Source organism: Pseudomonas sp. NPDC088322, from assembly GCF_044740745.1.
In the GTDB taxonomy this organism is placed as follows: domain Bacteria; phylum Pseudomonadota; class Gammaproteobacteria; order Pseudomonadales; family Pseudomonadaceae; genus Aquipseudomonas; species Aquipseudomonas shirazensis.
Genome location: NZ_JBIURK010000005.1, coordinates 588386 through 605575, shown reverse-complemented (window position 1 = coordinate 605575; position 17190 = coordinate 588386). Strand labels below are relative to the sequence as shown.

15 protein-coding genes are annotated in these 17190 nt (G+C 62.9%); 8 read left to right on the top strand and 7 right to left on the bottom strand.

Going from position 1 to position 17190, the window contains the following annotated elements:
- Positions 1-156 precede the first annotated feature (156 nt).
- The 4 genes from ACIOAU_RS16535 to ACIOAU_RS16520 form a co-directional block, all read right to left on the bottom strand.
- On the bottom strand, positions 157-1083 hold the full coding sequence (locus tag ACIOAU_RS16535) for a DUF4880 domain-containing protein (protein WP_401183332.1): 927 nt from the start codon (positions 1081-1083) through the stop codon (positions 157-159).
- Positions 1080-1598, bottom strand: coding sequence for a sigma-70 family RNA polymerase sigma factor (locus ACIOAU_RS16530; RefSeq protein ID WP_101320907.1), 519 nt, complete (start codon positions 1596-1598; stop codon positions 1080-1082). Before ACIOAU_RS16530 ends, ACIOAU_RS16535 begins: the two co-directional genes overlap by 4 nt.
- Before the next feature lie 145 nt (positions 1599-1743).
- Complete coding sequence (locus ACIOAU_RS16525) at positions 1744-2199, bottom strand: DUF4440 domain-containing protein (protein WP_188036322.1); 456 nt, start codon at positions 2197-2199, stop codon at positions 1744-1746.
- 90 nt (positions 2200-2289) lie between these two features.
- The gene (locus ACIOAU_RS16520; protein WP_178080778.1) at positions 2290-2457 is read right to left on the bottom strand and encodes a DUF6026 family protein; all 168 of its coding nucleotides are present in this window, start codon (positions 2455-2457) and stop codon (positions 2290-2292) included.
- A gap of 198 nt (positions 2458-2655) precedes the next feature.
- On the opposite strand from ACIOAU_RS16520, the gene gnd reads away from it, so the two are divergent.
- From gnd to ACIOAU_RS16490, 6 genes are all read left to right on the top strand, one after another.
- The gene (gnd, locus tag ACIOAU_RS16515; RefSeq protein ID WP_188036321.1) at positions 2656-3639 is read left to right on the top strand and encodes a phosphogluconate dehydrogenase (NAD(+)-dependent, decarboxylating); all 984 of its coding nucleotides are present in this window, start codon (positions 2656-2658) and stop codon (positions 3637-3639) included.
- Positions 3636-5138, top strand: a complete 1503-nt coding sequence (gene zwf / locus ACIOAU_RS16510) for a glucose-6-phosphate dehydrogenase (protein WP_150569879.1) — start codon at positions 3636-3638, stop codon at positions 5136-5138. Before gnd ends, zwf begins: the two co-directional genes overlap by 4 nt.
- A 72-nt stretch (positions 5139-5210) precedes the next feature.
- Positions 5211-7001: a glycoside hydrolase family 15 protein gene (locus ACIOAU_RS16505; RefSeq protein ID WP_188036320.1), complete on the top strand. Its 1791-nt coding sequence runs from the start codon at positions 5211-5213 to the stop codon at positions 6999-7001.
- A 38-nt stretch (positions 7002-7039) separates the two neighbouring features.
- The gene (locus ACIOAU_RS16500) at positions 7040-7498 is read left to right on the top strand and encodes a GNAT family N-acetyltransferase (RefSeq protein WP_188036319.1); all 459 of its coding nucleotides are present in this window, start codon (positions 7040-7042) and stop codon (positions 7496-7498) included.
- A 121-nt stretch (positions 7499-7619) separates the two neighbouring features.
- Complete coding sequence (locus ACIOAU_RS16495; RefSeq protein WP_401183326.1) at positions 7620-8810, top strand: MFS transporter; 1191 nt, start codon at positions 7620-7622, stop codon at positions 8808-8810.
- Between the two features lie 54 nt (positions 8811-8864).
- Positions 8865-9485: a TetR/AcrR family transcriptional regulator gene (locus ACIOAU_RS16490; protein ID WP_101320893.1), complete on the top strand. Its 621-nt coding sequence runs from the start codon at positions 8865-8867 to the stop codon at positions 9483-9485.
- Positions 9486-9537: 52 nt separating this feature from the next.
- Here ACIOAU_RS16490 and preA read toward each other — a convergent pair whose 3' ends face one another.
- The 3 genes from preA to hydA all read right to left on the bottom strand — a co-directional run bounded on the left by preA (position 9538) and on the right by hydA (position 13751).
- Entirely contained in the window at positions 9538-10812 is a 1275-nt protein-coding gene (preA, locus tag ACIOAU_RS16485) for an NAD-dependent dihydropyrimidine dehydrogenase subunit PreA (protein WP_101320890.1), read from the bottom strand.
- Complete coding sequence (locus tag ACIOAU_RS16480; protein ID WP_188036316.1) at positions 10813-12180, bottom strand: NAD(P)-dependent oxidoreductase; 1368 nt, start codon at positions 12178-12180, stop codon at positions 10813-10815. It abuts the gene before it with no gap.
- Positions 12181-12311: 131 nt separating this feature from the next.
- Positions 12312-13751: a dihydropyrimidinase gene (gene hydA / locus ACIOAU_RS16475; protein WP_188036315.1), complete on the bottom strand. Its 1440-nt coding sequence runs from the start codon at positions 13749-13751 to the stop codon at positions 12312-12314.
- Positions 13752-14350: 599 nt separating this feature from the next.
- Here hydA and ACIOAU_RS16470 point away from each other — a divergent pair.
- Together ACIOAU_RS16470 and ACIOAU_RS16465 are read left to right on the top strand one after the other, a co-directional pair.
- Complete coding sequence (locus tag ACIOAU_RS16470; protein WP_188036314.1) at positions 14351-15841, top strand: NCS1 family nucleobase:cation symporter-1; 1491 nt, start codon at positions 14351-14353, stop codon at positions 15839-15841.
- Between the two features lie 50 nt (positions 15842-15891).
- Complete coding sequence (locus ACIOAU_RS16465; protein WP_188036313.1) at positions 15892-17175, top strand: Zn-dependent hydrolase; 1284 nt, start codon at positions 15892-15894, stop codon at positions 17173-17175.
- Positions 17176-17190 lie beyond the last annotated feature (15 nt).

Here is a 17190-nt window from a genome sequence, read left to right as displayed (position 1 = left end):
AGCGCAGGGGCCGTATGTGGGAGCGAGCCCTTTTTTGGTTACTTTTTTGGGGCGTTTGCCAAAAAAGTGACTCGCCGTAAGGGCGAAAGGGGCCCGCACTGCCACAACAGAAAATGGATAAGCTCACAAAGCAAGCAGCAAACTACAAACCACCGATCAAACCGCCACAACCCGAACCCACCACCGCGTCCGCTCCACCACCCTGACCGGCAACAACCGCTCGATATTGCCCAACAACCCCTCAGGGTCATCCAAACGAAACACCCCACTCAATCGCAGCCCGGCAATCCCCGCATCACACCCAAGCCACCCAGCCCGATACCGCCCAGCCTCGGCCAAAAACTCCCCAAGCCCCACATCACTGGCAACCAACACCCCCCGACTCCAACCAAACGGATCGATCCCCACGCCTACCAACGGCCTGACCCCTCCGCCATCTACCGCCACCCCATCCCCCGCAGCCAACTGCTGCACCCCGCCAGCCCCGCGCACCAGCACTTGTCCGCGCGCCACATGCACCTCAGTGAACCCAGCCCGCTCCCGCACCACCGCCCGCGCTCCGCGCCCTTCACAACTGGCGAAGCGGCAACCGACAACCCAGCTAGGCCCATCCAGCAACACTTCACCCGAACGCAGCAGCACCCGCCCAGCTTCGATATCCACTGCACTGTCAGTGTTCAACAGCACCTCACCACCAGCGGCCATCGGCACCCGTCGACGCTCCCCGGTAGCCGTGGCAAAGTCACTCCGCCAGCCAGGTGCGGTATGGCTCAACAGCAACGCGCCACTGCCAACCGCCAAACCCACCCCAAGCAACGACAGCATCCGCCGTCGGCCCACATCTACCTCGGCCCGCCGTAACACGGCCGAGGTCTGCGCTGCATCCGGTAACCGCCCAGGGTCAAACTGACCAGCCAACTGGCCCAAGCGCAGCCAGGCCAACTCATGCCGGCCATCGCGCTGCCGCCACGCCATTAGCTGCGCCTGCAACTCGGGGTGGTGCGGCTGATCGCGCAGGCGCATCTGCCACTCGATGGCCTTGCACACGATCGCCTCCGGCAACCGCTCCGCGCAGGCGCTCACAGGGCGTCCTCGAAGCACACCCGATAGCAGTGGAGCAGGGCGCTGGCTACGTGTCGCTCGGCCGTACGGCTGGAAATACCCAACTGCTCGGCTACTTGCACGTGGGTCAGGCCGCTCAGTTGGTAAAGCAGGAATGCCTCACGCACGGCCGGCTTGAGGCCGTCGAGCATTTGCGCGATGCGCTCCAGACATTGCAGTGCCTCATGGCGGACTGCAGGGGATGGGAAACTGGCCTCTGGCTGCAGGGCCAGGGTCTCAAGGTAGGCGCGTTCCAGTGCATCGCGGCGCCAGTGATCGATCACCAGGCCGCGGGCGATGCGCGCCAGCAATGCCCGCGGGGCGCGGTCGCTGATTGGCTGGTTACGCACCAGCAAACGCACGAACGTGTCCTGCGCCAGGTCTGCAGCCTGCTGCGAGCAGCCCAGCGAACGCCGCAGCCATGCCTGCAGCCAGCTGCGCTGGGTACCGTAGAGAACATCAAGAGGGATGATCGAATCTGTTTCATGCAGCGACATGCGACGCCCCTGGCAGACAGGCACAGTTGAATTGAGGACCGGGCGCAAGATAAAAGCGAATGGTTCCCAATTCAACTTATTTATTGTCTGCTGCGCAGCTCTTTTGGCGCCCGCCTGCCGTGCCCTGCCAAGCCTGGTACAAGCTTCAGTCAGCAGGCAGCAGCGAGGAATGATGATGGCTGATCAGCCACTCGCTGCCGGTCCAGTCGTAGGTAAAGGTATAGCGAGCGGCCACTTGCTTGCCGGTCGCCGCAAAATCGAATGTGTACAGCCCGGCCAGTGACGCCTGGTTGCAACCGATGCTGACATGGTGACTATCGAGCCTGCCGGATGGGCGGTCAGCAAGGAAATGCTTGAAGTAGTCAACACGCTCGGCAGTGCTCAGCCGCGGCAGACTGGACACCGTGGGTAGCAACAGCGCGTCTACTGCATACAGCCTGGCCACGGCCGCGGGATCACCGCTCTGCAAGCTGGCATTCCATTGGCTGAACAGCGACAGCACGTCATCGTCGGCAACGGGCTGGCACTCTTTGGTTGCCGCGGTCGCGTATGCAGGCAGGCACAGGAAAGCTACAGATAGGTAAAGGCGGGGGCGGTTCATGCTGAAACTCCTTGGAAGCAGGCCGCCGGGTGGGCCTGCGAGGCTTCCAAGGTAGAAACAACTACGTGCGATAAATGTAGGTAAAGGGTCTCAGCTAATGAGGGACTTTTCGCTGTTTTTGCCCTGCTCAAGCTGCAGGCTCAACTGTGCGACCTGTTGCAACAGCAGGTCACGCTCTTCCTTCAGACGACGCAGTTCATCACGGCGAACGGAAACAAAAAGGGTCTGGACAGGAGTGTTTTGCATCAAGGTACCCATTGCACACCTCGCAATTGGCTAGTGACATTCTAAGCGTAGCCGCTCATACGGCGCGCATTCTGAATTCTTTCTGCGAGCTTGGGAACTTTTTTGTTTATGGTTGTCAGGCCGTTCGTCGCTGAACCCTTTGCCGATGAGCTGGACTAATCTGAAAACCTGAAACGCCTTGTTATCTATTTCTGAGGGGAGCGACGCCACATGCAATTGGGAATCGTCGGGCTGGGCCGCATGGGCGGCAATATTGCAAGACGGCTGATGCGTGCCGGGCATCGTACCGTGGTCCATGACCGCAATCGCGACGCGGTCACCGCCCTGGAAAATGAAGGCGCCCAGGGTGCCCACGACCTGGGCGCAATGATTCAAAAACTCAAAGCTCCGCGCGCCGTGTGGGTGATGCTGCCAGCCGGCGAGCCGACCGAGCAGACCATCCGCCAGCTGGCCGACCTGCTCGAGCCAGGCGATGCGATCATCGACGGCGGCAATACCTTCTACAAAGACGACATGCGCCGCGCGGCCGAGCTGTCCCAGCGTGGCCTGCATTATCTGGATGTCGGCACCTCCGGCGGCGTCTGGGGCCTGGATCGCGGCTATTGCATGATGATTGGCGGCGAGAAAGACGTGTTTGAGCGCCTGGAGCCGCTGTTCAGCGCACTGGCCCCGGGTGTTGGCGAGATCCCGCGCACCCAGGGCCGCGAAGGTGAGCACGCACGTGCCGAGCACGGTTACATCCATGCCGGCCCGGCAGGCTCCGGCCACTACGTGAAGATGATCCACAACGGCATCGAATACGGCTTGATGCAGGCCTATGCCGAAGGCTTCGACCTGCTGCGCAGCAAGGGCGGTGATGAATTGCCCGAGGCCGAGCGCTTTGACTTGAACGTGGCAGAAATCGCCGAAGTCTGGCGCCGTGGCAGCGTGGTCACCTCGTGGCTGCTCGACCTGACCGCCGACGCGCTGGTCGCCGACCCGGCCTTGGCTCAGTTCAGTGGTTCGGTGTCGGACAGTGGTGAAGGCCGCTGGACCATCGACGCTGCCGTCGAGCAGGCCGTGCCGGTACCGGTATTGTCCAGCGCGCTGTTTGCCCGCTTCCGTTCACGCCAGCAGCAGGGCACCTTCGGCGACAAGGTCCTGTCGGCCATGCGCCTGGGCTTTGGTGGGCATGTCGAGAACAAGCGCCCATGAGCCAAACGAAGATACCCGCAGCACCGCCGTGCACGTTGTTCCTGTTCGGCGCCAATGGTGATCTGGTCAAGCGCCTGCTGATGCCGGCGCTGTACAACCTCAGCCGCGACGGCCTGCTCGATCGCAATTTGCGTATCGTCGGCGTTGACCACAACGCCGCCAGCGCAGAGGAGTTTGCCGAGCGCCTGCACAGTTTCATGGCCAACCGCGAGCAGGGCGAGGGCGCGCCCAAAAATCTCGATGAAAAGGTCTGGGCGCGGCTGGCCAAGCGGCTGGATTACCAGACCGGTGATTTCCTCGACCCGGCCACTTATCAGGCCCTGGCCAAGCGCGTCGAGGGCACCCGCCATGGCAACGCCATCTTTTATCTGGCCACCTCGCCGCGATTCTTCCCTGAGGTCGCGCAGCGGCTGGGCGAGGCGGGCTTGCTCGATGAGTCGGCAGGGGGCTTCCGCCGGGTGGTGATCGAAAAACCGTTTGGCACCGACCTGGCCAGCGCCGAAGCGCTCAACGCCTGCCTGCTCAAGGTCATGCATGAACGACAGATCTACCGCATCGACCATTATCTGGGCAAAGAGACCGTACAGAACATTCTGGTCAGCCGCTTCTCCAATGGCCTGTTTGAATCGTTCTGGAACAATCACTACATCGACCACGTGCAGATCACCGCTGCCGAGACCGTCGGCGTCGAGACCCGTGGTGCGTTCTACGACAACACCGGGGCGCTGCGCGACATGGTCCCCAATCATCTGTTCCAGCTGTTGGCCATGGTCGCCATGGAGCCACCAGCTGCATTCGGCGCCGATGCGGTGCGCGGCGAAAAGGCCAAGGTGATCGGCGCCATCCGTCCCTGGTCGACCAAGATGGCCCTGAAGAACTCGGTGCGCGGCCAGTACAGCGTCGGCAAGCAGGGCCGCAAGCGCGTGCCGGGATACCGCGAAGAAGCCAACGTAGCCCCTGACAGCCAGACCGAAACCTATGTCGCCTTGAAGGTGATGATCGACAACTGGCGTTGGGCTGGGGTGCCGTTTTACCTGCGTACCGGCAAGCGCATGAGTGTGCGTGACACCGAGATCGCCATCTGCTTCAAGCCAGCGCCGTACGCACAGTTTCGTGAATCGGAGCTGGAGCGGCCCAAGGCCAACTACCTGAAAATCCAGATCCAGCCCAATGAAGGTATGTGGTTCGACCTGCAGGCCAAGCGCCCGGGGCCGGAGATGATCATGGAGAATGTCGAGCTCGGCTTTGCCTACAAGGACTTCTTCAAGATGCCGCCGGCCACCGGCTACGAGACGCTGATCTACGACTGCCTGACCGGTGACCAGACGCTGTTCCAGCGCGCTGACAACATCGAAAACGGCTGGCGTGCCGTACAGCCGTTTCTCGATGCCTGGGCCAGCGAGAGCAAGGTGCATGAATATCCTGCCGGCGAGGATGGCCCGGAAGCGGGCAACGAGCTGCTCAGCCGTGACAAGCGCGAGTGGCATAGCCTGGGCTGATGTTGCCGGGTCGGTAGAACTTTTCGGTGATTTAACCCGCCAAACCTGTTCAACCCATGCCAAGGAGTTTCAATGCCAGCCCCGATCGAAGACTACGCTCTGCTCGGCAACTGCCGTAGCGCCGCCTTGGTCAGCCGCGACGGCTCGATCGACTGGCTATGCCTGCCGCGCTTCGACGCCCCGGCGGTGTTTGCCGCCTTGCTCGGCAACGAAGAGAACGGCCGCTGGCGCCTGGCGCCCTCCGATCCGGTTGAGAGCAGCACGCGCCAGTACCTTGAAGACAGCCTGATTCTGGAGACGGTGTACAGCACCGCCAGCGGTCGGGCGCGGGTGCTTGATTTGATGCCGCTGGGTGACACCAACTCGGTGATTCGCATCGTCGAGGGCCTGGCTGGCGAAACCAGCTTCGAGATGGATCTGGTGCTGCGTTTTGATTATGGCCGCAGCGTGCCGTGGGTGGAAAAGATCGACCCACTGACCCTCAGCGCGGTGGCTGGGCCCGACCGCCTGATTCTTTCCAGCAGCGTCGCCACTCATGCCTGGGATCACCATACCGGTGTGCGCTTTCGCGTAACTGCCGGCGAGCGCCATGTGTTCAGCCTGCGCCATCAGCCTTCGCATCTGCCGGTGCAGCCTGACTGCGACCTGGACGAGGCATTTGCCCATACCCTCAACGAGTGGCAGGCCTTTGCCGGCCGCTGCCCCGACGTTGGCCGCTATAGCGCTCAGGTGCGGCGTTCACTGATTACGCTCAAAGCGATGACCTATGCGCCAACTGGCGGCATCGTCGCGGCGGTGACCACCTCGCTGCCAGAACGGGTCGGTGGTGAGCGCAACTGGGACTACCGATATTGTTGGCTGCGCGATGCGACCATGACCTTGCTGGCATTCATGAACCTGGGCTACTTCGACGAGGCGCAAGCCTGGCGCGAATGGCTGCTGCGTTCGGTGGCGGGCAATCCGGAGCAGATGCAGATCATGTACGGGCTGGCCGGTGAGCGCGATCTGCAGGAGTACGACCTGCCGTGGCTGGCGGGCTATGAGCACTCTCAGCCGGTACGGGTCGGCAACGCTGCGGCCGGGCAGCATCAGCTGGATATTTATGGCGAAGTTGCCGATGCCATGACCCAGGCGATCAAGGGCGGTCTGCCGCGCCATCCCCGCAGCGCGGCCATTGCGCGGTTGATTCTGCCGTATGTGGAGAGCATTTGGCGCGAGCCCGATGAGGGTATCTGGGAAGTGCGCGGCGGCACTCAGCACTTTGTGCACTCCAAGGTCATGGCCTGGGTCGCCTTTGATCGTGCCGCCAGCCTGGCAGAAACCACCGAGGAAGAGGTTGAGCGCGGCCAGCATTACCGCAGGGTAGCGGATGAGATCCACCGTGAAGTCTGTGCCAACGGGCTGGACCCGAGTGGCGAGTATTTCGTTCAGGCCTATGGTTCCAGTGAAATGGACGCCAGCCTGCTGCAGATTGCCCTGACCGGATTTTTGCCCGCCGACGATCCACGTTTTGTGCGCACGCTTGAGCAGATCGAAAGCCGGCTGTTGAAGGATGGCTTGCTGCTGCGTTACGACAGTGAGAGCGGCGGCGATGGGCTGTCGGCGGGCGAGGGGACGTTCCTGGTGTGTTCGTTCTGGTTGGCTGATGTGTACGTGTTGCAGGGCCGTCACGAACAGGCCGAAGCGTTGTATAAGCGCCTGCTCGGGCTGTGCAACGACCTCGGCCTGCTGGCCGAGCAATATGAGCCGACAGCACAGCGCATGCTCGGCAACTTCCCACAGGCGTTCAGCCATATCGGCATCATCAACACCGCGTTGAACCTGCACAAGGCACAGTGCCCGGCGCGGGCGCGTTGTGGTTGAATGCGGTCTTCAGGGATCTGCCTGTAAAGGATTTGCTCATGCATTCGCTGCACTGGCTCGAACAGCACATGCACCACTGCGCCGATATGGCGCAACGGCTTCACCAGCAATTCAGCTACGAGTATGCAACGCAGCCGCTGGCCGACTGGCAAGCGGAGTTTGCCGAGGGCCAGCGCAATGGTGACTGGAAATGCCTGGTCGCGCTCGAGCAAGGGCGCTTGCTGGGCGGCGCCTGCCTGGCAGCCGCTGACCTGCCTGAGCGACCAGACCTCGGCCCTTGGCTGGCATGTGTACTGGTCGAGCCCGAGGCTCGCGGCAGGGGCCTGGCGGCGCAGTTGATCGAAGCGATCTGCGCTCACGCCAGCTCACTGGGCATCCCTCGCCTGTACCTGCACACCCACGACCAGAGCGCTTACTACGCCAAGCGCGGCTGGCATGTATTGGAGCGCTTTGAGGCCTGGGACAAGGAGCAGTGGCTGATGGCTCGCGATCTCTAGCGAGCGGGGTGATCCAGACTGAAAGATGCAATCCTGGTTAACTCAACTCCGGCATTGGCATGCCTAAGGCAGCCTCCGGCCGTGTTAGAAAGCAACTCCCATTCGCCCACGGATCGCGCCGATGAACTCACCCGCCACCCCTCGATTCGGCGCCTTTTGCTTTGCCAGCTTCCTGCTCTCGATTGCCTATGGCGCGACCTTTCTGGTGTCGCTGCTGGTGCGCTCGTTCGGCGGTAACGAGCACGATGCTGGTCAGGTATTCGCGGTGGCCATGGTCAGTACTCTGATCGCGGTGCTGGTATCCGGCCACGTGCTGCAGCGCTTGGGCGCGGCCCGCTGTATTGCGCTGGGTGCACTGTGCCTTGTGCTCGCGTCACTGGGCTTCGCCACGGCGCCGGGACTGGGCCTGATGCTGATGGCCTGCGGTGCACTGCTTGGCATCGGCTGGGGCGTGTTCTACACCGTGGGGCCGATCATGGTCGCGGCGATGGTCGCGCCGGCGCGGCGCACGCACTGCTTTGCGCTGTTGTCCGGGAGCATGCTGGCCGGCATCGGCAGCGGCCCGTTGGCGGGCAAGTTGGCGGCGCTGGCGGGGCTGCCGGTCCAGGCCGCGTTCATCACTGCCGCGTTGATCGCAGCGCTGGGCGGTGGCTACTTCTGGCGCTTGGGCGCGGCCACTGCCATCGCCCAGCAGCGCCCCAGCGAGCCGGTACAGATCAGCCTGCGCTCGGCGGCCGAGGTGCTGCGCTCGCGCTCGGCGTTGTCGATCGTGATGGTCGGCCTGGGTGGGGCGATCTTTGGCGGCATGGGCAGTTTCCAGACCAGTTACGCGGCCAGTCTTGGTCTGGACTATTCGCTGTTTTTCATCGGTTTCATGGGCGCCGCCATCACCTGCCGGTTGTTGATCGCCGGTTGGGTGGTCAAACGCAGTCCGCTGCCGGCCTCGCTGGCCTTGACCACACTCATGCTGATCGCCGTGCTGGGCTTTGCCAGCTGGGTGCATGACAGCTTCAGCTATGTGCTGGCTGCCGGCGTGCTGGGCATCGGCTACGGCCTGAATTACTCGGTGATCAATGGCCTGGCAGCCAATGAAGCGCCGCCGCACCTGACCGCGCAGGCGTTGCTGCTGTTCAGCCTGGCGTATTTCATCGGCGTATTCGGCTTCCCGTTCTTCGCCGGCAAGCTGATCAGCCAGAGCGGCGTCTCGGGCATGCTGTTCAGCGTCAGCGTGATCGCGCTGTTGGTCTGGGCGCTTGCAGCTGGCCGTTGCCTGCTGCAACGCCTGCAGCGCAGGGCGCCGCTTGCCGAGTGAGTAACGCCGGCAAAACTGTTAGCCTTGACGGGTTTCAGTCGTTTTGGACAGGCCATGGCCAACCACAAGATCGAGATCCGCCGCCGTAACGTCGAAAAGATTCTGCACGCTGCCGAAAAGGTTTTCGCCGAGAAGGGCTTCGGCGCGACGTCGATGGGTGATATCGCCGAGCAGGCCGAGCTGCCGCGGTCCAACCTGCATTACTACTTCAACACCAAAGACGACCTGTACCGCGCCGTGCTGCAGGACCTGCTCGAGGTTTGGAAGCAGGACGCCCTGTGCTTCGAGCGTTTCGACGACCCGCGGGTGGTGCTGACCAGTTACATCCGGGCCAAGATGAGCCACTCGCGCTCGCGCTCGCTGGGCTCAAAGATCTGGGCTGAAGAGATGCTTCACGGCGCGCCGCTGCTCGGCACCAGTCTGGACGAAAGCTTGGTGCCGTGGGCGCAGTTGAAGGAGAACAAGATCCGTCGCTGGGTCGAAGAAGGGCAGATTCTGCCGGTCGAGCCGTCTGCCTTGCTGTACATGATCTGGGCCGCCACCCAGCACTACGCCGACTTTGGCTATCAGGTGACGTTGCTCAACGGTGGTGAGCCGCTGTCGGACATGGCCTTTGAGCGCGCCATCCAGACCGTAACCGGGGTGATCCTGCGCGGGATCGGCCTGGAGCCCTGAAACAGCTGCGCCGGGCTTGAGCCCGGCGCACTGTATAGCCGCTGTTCAGCCCTCAGCTGGCTTCGCGGTAGGGGTTGCGCGGGTCCTGGGTCCAGTTCAGATACGGCTTGCCGGTGTCCTGCGGGACCATCTCGATACAGTTCTCGACCGGGCAGGTGATCTGGCACAGGTTACAGCCCACACACTCCTGATCGATCACGCTGTAGATGTGCGTGCCATCCGCCTTGACCGTGCTGTCGATGGCCTGGTGCGAGGTGTCTTCGCAGGCAATATGGCAGCGGCCACAACCGATGCAGGCATCCTGATCGATCTTGGCGATGACCTGATAGTTGATGTCCAGGTACTTCCAGTCAGTCGTGTGCGCCACCGCCTGACCGCGGAACGCTTCCAGGCTTTGATGGCCATGCTGATCCATCCAGCGCGACAAGCCGTCCTGCATGTCCTCGACAATCCGAAAACCATGCAGCATCGCCGCCGTGCACACCTGTACTGCGCCACTGCCCAGGGCGATGAACTCGGCAGCATCACGCCAGTTGCCAATGCCACCGATGCCGCAGATCGGCAAGCCGCGGGTCTGCGGATCGCGTGCAATTTCCGCAACCATGTTCAGCGCGATCGGCTTGACCGCCGAGCCGCAGTAGCCGCCGTGGGTGCTCTGATCGCCAACGATAGGGTGGGCGACCATGCGGTCCAGATCGACGCTGGTGATCGAGTTGATGGTGTTGATCAGCGACACCGCATCGGCGCCTCCGCGATGGGCCGCGCGCGCCGACTGGCGGATGTCGGTGATGTTCGGCGTCAGCTTGACGATCACCGGCAGCGAGCAGTAGGTCTTGCACCAGCGGGTGACCATCTCGACGTATTCGGGCACCTGGCCGACCGCCGCGCCCATGCCGCGCTCGGGCATGCCGTGGGGGCAGCCGAAGTTGAGCTCGATGCCGTCGGCACCGGTGGCTTCGACCAGCGGCAGGATGAACTTCCACGACTCCTCTTCACAGGGCACCATCAGCGACACGATCAGCGCGCGATCCGGCCAGTCCTTCTTCACCTGGGTGATCTCGCGCAGGTTGATCTCCAGGGAGCGGTCGGTGATCAGTTCGATATTGTTGATGCCCTGCACCAGCCGGTTGGCGCCGAAGTGCGCCGAGTAGCGCGACGACACGTTGACTGCGGCCGGGTCTTCGCCGAGGGTTTTCCAGACCACACCGCCCCAGCCAGCCTCGAACGCGCGGACCACGTTGTAGGCCTTGTCGGTGGGTGGTGCGGAGGCCAGCCAAAACGGGTTGGGCGCCTTGATGCCAGCGAATACGATGGACAGATCGGCCATTTATGCGGCCTCCACATTGAGCATGAGTTGGGCATGGATGGCTTCAGCGGCCAGTTTGCCGTGTTGCACTGCCTGTACGGTGAGGTCCTGGCCGAGCGCCGTGCAGTCACCGCCGGCATACACGCCGGGTAGGCTGGTGCGCAGGCACTGGTCGACGCGAATGCGCTCGCCGTCGCGGGCCAGTTGCGCCGCCAGTGGGTCGCTCAGGCTGGTGTCGTCGAAGCGTTGGCCGATGGCCTTGAAGATGGCATCGGCAGCCAGCTCGAAGCTTTCGCCGGTGTCGCGCAGGCGACCGTCGGCCATCTCGGTACGTATGAAGCGCATGCCACGCACGCGACCCATGTCATCCAGCAACACCGCATCGGGGCGCGCCCAGGTGTGCAAGCGGACCTGGTTGGCCTTGGCGATATCCTGTTCATGCTCGGTGGCGCCCATGTCGGCATGGCCGCGGCGATACACCAGGTTGACGTCGCGAGCGCCGAGGCGGCTCATCTGCACGGCCATATCGATCGCCGTGTTGCCCGCGCCGATCACCAGGCAGCGCTCTGCCAGCGGCAGTTGGCTGAGATCATCAGCCTGGCGCAGCTCGCGGATGTACTCGGTGGCTGCGAGCAGGCCTGGCGCCTCTTCGTCCGCCAGACCCAGCTGGCGCACAGCATTCAGGCCCACACCGAGGAACACCGAATCATATTGCTGATGCAGCTCGGTGAGGCTGAGGTTGGCGCCCAGGCGCTGACCATGGCGAATCTCGATGCCGCCGATGCCGAGCAAGAAATCGACCTCGCGCTGGGCGTAGTCGTCCACCAGCTTGTAGCGGGCGATGCCGTATTCATTGAGGCCACCGGCCTTCTCTTGTGCTTCGTAGACCACCACGTCATGCCCGTGCATGGCCAGCCGGTGCGCGCACGACAGCCCGGCAGGGCCGGCGCCGACCACGGCAATGCGCTTGCCGCTGGCAGGTGAGCGCTTGAACGGGTGTTCACTGAAATTGGCATTGTCTACTGCGTAGCGTTGCAGCAAGCCGATCAGGACCGGTGCGCATTCCTGGGCGTTGTTGCGCACGCAGGCTTGCTGGCAGAGGATCTCGGTCGGACAGACCCGCGCGCAGCTGCCGCCGAGGATGTTCGCCGAGAGGATCTTCTCGGCGGCACCCTGCAGGTTGTCGTCGCTGATTCGGTGGATGAACGACGGGATGTCGATATCGCTGGGGCATGCGTTGATGCACGGTGCATCGAAGCAGTACAGGCAGCGGGCGCTTTCCACGGCAGCCTGGCGGGCGGTGAGGGGGGGGGCGAGATCGCCGAAGTTATCGGCCAGTTGTTCGGCGCCGGCACGCGGGCGCGGCAAGTGCTTCAGGGCATCGATCACGGTTGGAGCCTCTCTCTTTTTTTTGTCGGTACAGGCGGCGGTTACTCGCCTGGCCGGTCTGGGTTGATGGCAGACAACAGCAATACGGCTGCGCCCGGCCTCTCCCGGGCCGGTGCGCCTTGCAGGCTGAATCAGCGCTCGACGGGCGTCGGGCGCTGGTGCTCGGCGCGGCGGCTGAGCACTTCGAATACCGAGGGGTAGGCGGGCCGTTCCAGGTAGCGCCCGGCGCCCATTTCGGCGCGCAGGTCACCGTCAGCCCAGACCAGTCGGCCCTGGCTGATGGTGTGGCTGGGGATACCGCGCAAGGTGCGACCTTCGAAGATATTGAAGTCGACCCGTTGATGGTGGGTCTTGGCCGAAATCGTCCGTGTGCCTTGCGGGTCCCACAGCACCAGGTCGGCATCGGCGCCGACGCGAATCGCGCCCTTGCGCGGGAACAGGTTGAAGATCTTCGCGGTGTTGGTCGAGGTCAGCGCAACAAACTCGTGCATCGACAACCGGCCACTGTTTACGCCGGCGTCCCAGAGCACGGCCATGCGGTCTTCGATGCCGGCGGTGCCATTGGGGATGCGACTGAAGTCATTGCGCCCGGCGCCTTTCTGGTCGGCGCAGAAGCAGCAGTGATCGGTTGCAGTGGTGTGCAGGTTGCCCGATTGCAAGCCGCGCCACAGCGCTTCCTGGTGCTCGCGCGGGCGGAACGGCGGGCTCATCACATAGCCGGCGGCTGTGGACCAGTCCGGGTGGCGATACACGCTGTCGTCGATCAGCAGGTGGCCGGGCAGCACTTCGCCGTAGACCGGCTGGCCCTTGGCCCGGGCGTAGGTGATTTCGTCGAGTGCTTCGCGGGTCGAGACGTGCACCAGATACACCGGCGTACCCAGCGTCTCGGCGATGCGGATGGCACGGCTGGCGGCTTCACCTTCTACCTGCGGCGGGCGTGACAGCGGGTGTGCCTCGGGGCCGGTCATGCCCTGGGCCAGCAGCTTTTGCTGAAGGTGATAGACCAGCTCGCCGTTTTCGGCATGCACGGTCGGCACCGCGCCCAGTTGCAGGCAGCGCTCGAAGCTGGCGACCAGAGTATCGTCGGCCGCCATGATCGCGTTCTTGTAGGCCATGAAATGCTTGAAGCTGTTGACCCCATGCTTGGCCACCAGCTCGCCCATCTCTTCGGCAACCTGTTCGCTCCACCAGGTGATGGCGACATGAAAACCATAGTCACTCGCCGACTTCTCGGCCCAGCCGCGCCAGGTATGAAAAGCCTCGAGCAGCGACTGCTGCGGGTTGGGGATGACGAAGTCGATGATCGAGGTGGTGCCACCGGCCAGACCTGCAGCGGTGCCGGTGAAAAAGTCATCGCTGGCCACGGTGCCCATGAACGGCAATTGCATATGGGTGTGCGGGTCAATGCCACCAGGCATCAGGTACTGGCCACTGCCATCGAGGATCTCGCAGCCGGCGGGTACATCGAGGTTTTGCCCAATGGCCTGAATACGGCCATCGACACACAGGACATCGGCGGGGTAGCTCTCTTCGTGGGTGACCACGGTGGCACCACGGATCATCAGGGACATGCCGTCTTCCTCGCAGGCTGACCGGTCTTGGCCGGTTCTTGAAATTATCGTGCTGCCAGTAGCTGGAGGATATTTTCAATCCTGTCAGACCTGACAAGAATGAAATCTAGTTGTTGATCTACTATTGTTCAAGAAATATTTTTATAAGCATATATCGTTATTAAGCAGTTGATTTATAAGGATAAAAATCAAAATTCACCAAAATGGTGAGGCGCCTCACCATTTTGACGCACTTGACAAGATGCCAATTTGGTCAAGATTTCTCATGCGAAATCAGATGTTTAAATCCGGCGATACACAGGCACGCCAAAGTGAAAATAAATTGCCTGCACCAGTTTGAAACCCGCTGCCGTGAATCGGCTTTGACGTTCACCGGCCGCCACCACCGAGGGCAACACCGAAGAATGACTTGAATGCTTTGCACAACAGCACGTTACCTGCGGCCGGCGGCGGCAAGCGAGACAGCCTTTGGCCGACTCGGCACGTTTATTGAGTGCGCCCGCAGCCAGGCCGGGCCGCAGGTGCAGTACTGCTGGTGGTACTCCGGCCATCGCATTAGCCCGATGAGCAAACAATTAGAAAAACCTGGAGAAGGCCCCATGCAACAGAGCAGATCGCAAGTGATCGAAAAGGACGGCTTGTGCGAGTTGTCCGAAGGCTCCGACGTCCTCGACAGCCCGCGCTACAACCACGACATGGCACCGACCAAGGTGCACCAGCGCACCTGGAACAAGTGGCACATCACCGCGCTGTGGGTGGGCATGTCCATCTGCGTGCCGACCTACACCCTGGGCGGTGTGCTCACGGCGTATTTCGGCCTGAGTGTGGGCGAAGCGCTGCTGGCGATCCTGCTGGCCAACCTGATCGTGTTGATCCCACTGACCCTGAATGCCTTCCCCGGCACCAAGTACGGCATCCCGTTCCCGGTGCTGCTGCGTTCGTCATTCGGCATCATCGGCTCGAACGTGCCGTGCCTGATCCGGGCGGTGGTGGCCTGTGGCTGGTTTGGTATCCAGACCATGTTCGGCGGCCTGGCCATCCACCTGTTTCTCAGCTCGATCTTCGATGGCTGGAAGGCCCTGGCCGGCACCGGTGAGGTGATCGGCTTCATGATCTTCTGGGTGCTCAACCTGTGGGTAGTGCTGCGCGGGGCGGAGTCGATCAAGTGGCTGGAGACGCTCTCGGCGCCGCTGCTGGTGGCGGTCGGCTTTGGTCTGCTGTTCTGGGCCTTGCCGCATATGTCGATGACCGAACTGCTGGCGCAGCCGCCAAAACGCCCGGAAGGCGCCAGCGTGGTCAGTTACTTCTGCGCCGGGCTGACGGCGATGGTCGGCTTCTGGGCGACCTTGTCGCTGAACATCCCCGACTTCAGCCGCTACGCCAAGAGCCAGAAAGACCAGATTCTCGGGCAGATCTTTGGCCTGCCGCTGACCATGTTCCTGTTCGCTTCACTGGGCGTGGTGCTGACCGCGGCCTCGGCGTCGCTGGTCGGGGAAACCATATCCGACCCGGTCAGCCTGATCGGCCGCATCCAGAGCCCAGGCTGGGTCGCGCTGGCCATGGCCTTGATCGTGATTGCCACCTTGTCGACCAATACTGCGGCCAACATCGTCTCGCCGACCAACGACTTTCAGAACATCGCCCCGCGCCTGATCGGGCGCACCCGCGCAGTGCTGCTGACCGGTGTCATCGGCCTGCTGCTGATGGGCCACGAGCTGCTGAAGAAACTGGGCTGGATCGTCTCCGACCTGAGCCTTGAGAGCGTGTACTCCAACTGGCTGCTGGGCTATTCGAGCCTGCTCGGGCCGATCGCCGGGATCATGGTGGTGGACTACTTCCTGATCCGCCGACAGCAACTGGACCTGGCCGGGCTGTACCGCGATGACGCCTATCCGGCCTGGAACTGGGCCGGTTTTGTGGCCTTTGCCCTGCCAGTGGCGCTGACGGTGATGTCGATCGGCAACAGCAGCTTCAGCTGGTTCTACGACTATGGCTGGTTCACCGGTTCGCTGCTGGGTGCGGCGCTGTACTACGTGCTCGGCCCGCTGGCCGCACGCAGCCCGGTGCGCCTGGCCAAGCCGTTGCCATAAAGCCGCACGCACAACCACGCAGCCACTCATTTGCCTGAGGAGATATGCCCATGACCCCTGCCAAGGATGTCCTGCAATCCAGCCACAGCCATGTCGACAGCCAGCGCTTGTGGCAATCATTGATGGAACTGGCGCGCCTCGGTGCCACGGCCAAGGGCGGCGTCTGTCGGCTGGCCCTGACCGACCTCGACCGCCAGGCGCGCGACCTGTTCGTGCAGTGGTGCGAGGCCGCTGGTTGCAGCGTCAGCATCGACGCGGTCGGCAATATCTTTGCCCGCCGGCCCGGGCGTAATCCTGCGCTGGCGCCGGTGATGACCGGCAGCCATATCGACACTCAACCCACTGGCGGCAAGTTCGACGGCTGCTTCGGTGTCATGGCCGGGCTGGAGGTGATCCGCACCCTGAACGACCTCGGCGTGGAAACCGAAGCACCGCTGGAAGTGGTGGTGTGGACCAACGAAGAAGGCTCCCGCTTTGCGCCGTGCATGATGGGTTCCGGGGTGTTCGCCGGCAAGTTCACTCTGGAAGAGACGCTGGCCAAGACCGATGCGCAAGGCGTCAGCGTCGGCGAGGCGTTGGACGGGATCGGCTACGCCGGCCCGCGCGCGGTACTCGGCCATCCGGTGGGCGCCTATTTCGAGGCGCATATCGAGCAGGGGCCGATCCTTGAGGATCAGGCCAAGACCATTGGCGTGGTGCTCGGCGCGCTTGGCCAGAAGTGGTTCGACCTGACCCTGCGCGGGGTCGAGGCGCATGCCGGGCCGACGCCGATGCACCTGCGCAAGGACGCTCTGGTCGGCGCGGCGGCGGTGGTCGAAGCGGTCAACCGCACCGCGCACAGCCATCAACCGCATGCCTGCGGTACGGTCGGCTGTCTGCAGGCGTATCCCGGCTCACGCAACGTGATCCCCGGCGAAGTACGCATGACCCTGGATTTCCGTCACCTTGAAGCCGATCGGTTGCAAGCGATGATCGCTGAAGTGCAAGCGGTGATCGAGGCGACCTGTGCCAAACATGGGCTGAGTTTCGAGCTGACGCCGACTGCGGATTTCCCTGCGCTGTACTTCGACAAGACCTGTGTCGAGGCAGTCCGCAGTGCTGCAGGTGCGCTGGGGCTGTCGCACATGGATATCGTCAGCGGGGCAGGGCATGACGCGATCTTTCTCGCTGAGCTGGGGCCGGCCGGGATGATCTTTGTGCCGTGCGAAAACGGCATCAGCCACAACGAAATCGAGAACGCCACGCCGGAAGATCTTGGCGCTGGTTGCGCGGTGTTGTTGCGCGCGATGCTGGCGGCCTCGGAAGCGATTGCCAGCGGGCGCCTGGCGGCCTAGCGGGGCACATGTGCA

Excerpts from the sequence above, each read along its gene's own strand:
- ACIOAU_RS16530 (WP_101320907.1), bottom strand. The coding sequence starts at position 1,598 with ATGTCGCTGCATGAAACAGATTCGATCATCCCTCTTGATGTTCTCTAC.
- ACIOAU_RS16500 (WP_188036319.1), top strand. The coding sequence starts at position 7,040 with ATGCATTCGCTGCACTGGCTCGAACAGCACATGCACCACTGCGCCGAT.
- ACIOAU_RS16490 (WP_101320893.1), top strand. The coding sequence starts at position 8,865 with ATGGCCAACCACAAGATCGAGATCCGCCGCCGTAACGTCGAAAAGATT.
- ACIOAU_RS16525 (WP_188036322.1), bottom strand. The coding sequence starts at position 2,199 with ATGAACCGCCCCCGCCTTTACCTATCTGTAGCTTTCCTGTGCCTGCCT.
- preA (WP_101320890.1), bottom strand. The coding sequence starts at position 10,812 with ATGGCCGATCTGTCCATCGTATTCGCTGGCATCAAGGCGCCCAACCCG.
- zwf (WP_150569879.1), top strand. The coding sequence starts at position 3,636 with ATGAGCCAAACGAAGATACCCGCAGCACCGCCGTGCACGTTGTTCCTG.
- ACIOAU_RS16505 (WP_188036320.1), top strand. The coding sequence starts at position 5,211 with ATGCCAGCCCCGATCGAAGACTACGCTCTGCTCGGCAACTGCCGTAGC.
- ACIOAU_RS16520 (WP_178080778.1), bottom strand. The coding sequence starts at position 2,457 with ATGGGTACCTTGATGCAAAACACTCCTGTCCAGACCCTTTTTGTTTCC.
- ACIOAU_RS16495 (WP_401183326.1), top strand. The coding sequence starts at position 7,620 with ATGAACTCACCCGCCACCCCTCGATTCGGCGCCTTTTGCTTTGCCAGC.
- ACIOAU_RS16465 (WP_188036313.1), top strand. The coding sequence starts at position 15,892 with ATGACCCCTGCCAAGGATGTCCTGCAATCCAGCCACAGCCATGTCGAC.
- hydA (WP_188036315.1), bottom strand. The coding sequence starts at position 13,751 with ATGTCCCTGATGATCCGTGGTGCCACCGTGGTCACCCACGAAGAGAGC.
- gnd (WP_188036321.1), top strand. The coding sequence starts at position 2,656 with ATGCAATTGGGAATCGTCGGGCTGGGCCGCATGGGCGGCAATATTGCA.
- ACIOAU_RS16470 (WP_188036314.1), top strand. The coding sequence starts at position 14,351 with ATGCAACAGAGCAGATCGCAAGTGATCGAAAAGGACGGCTTGTGCGAG.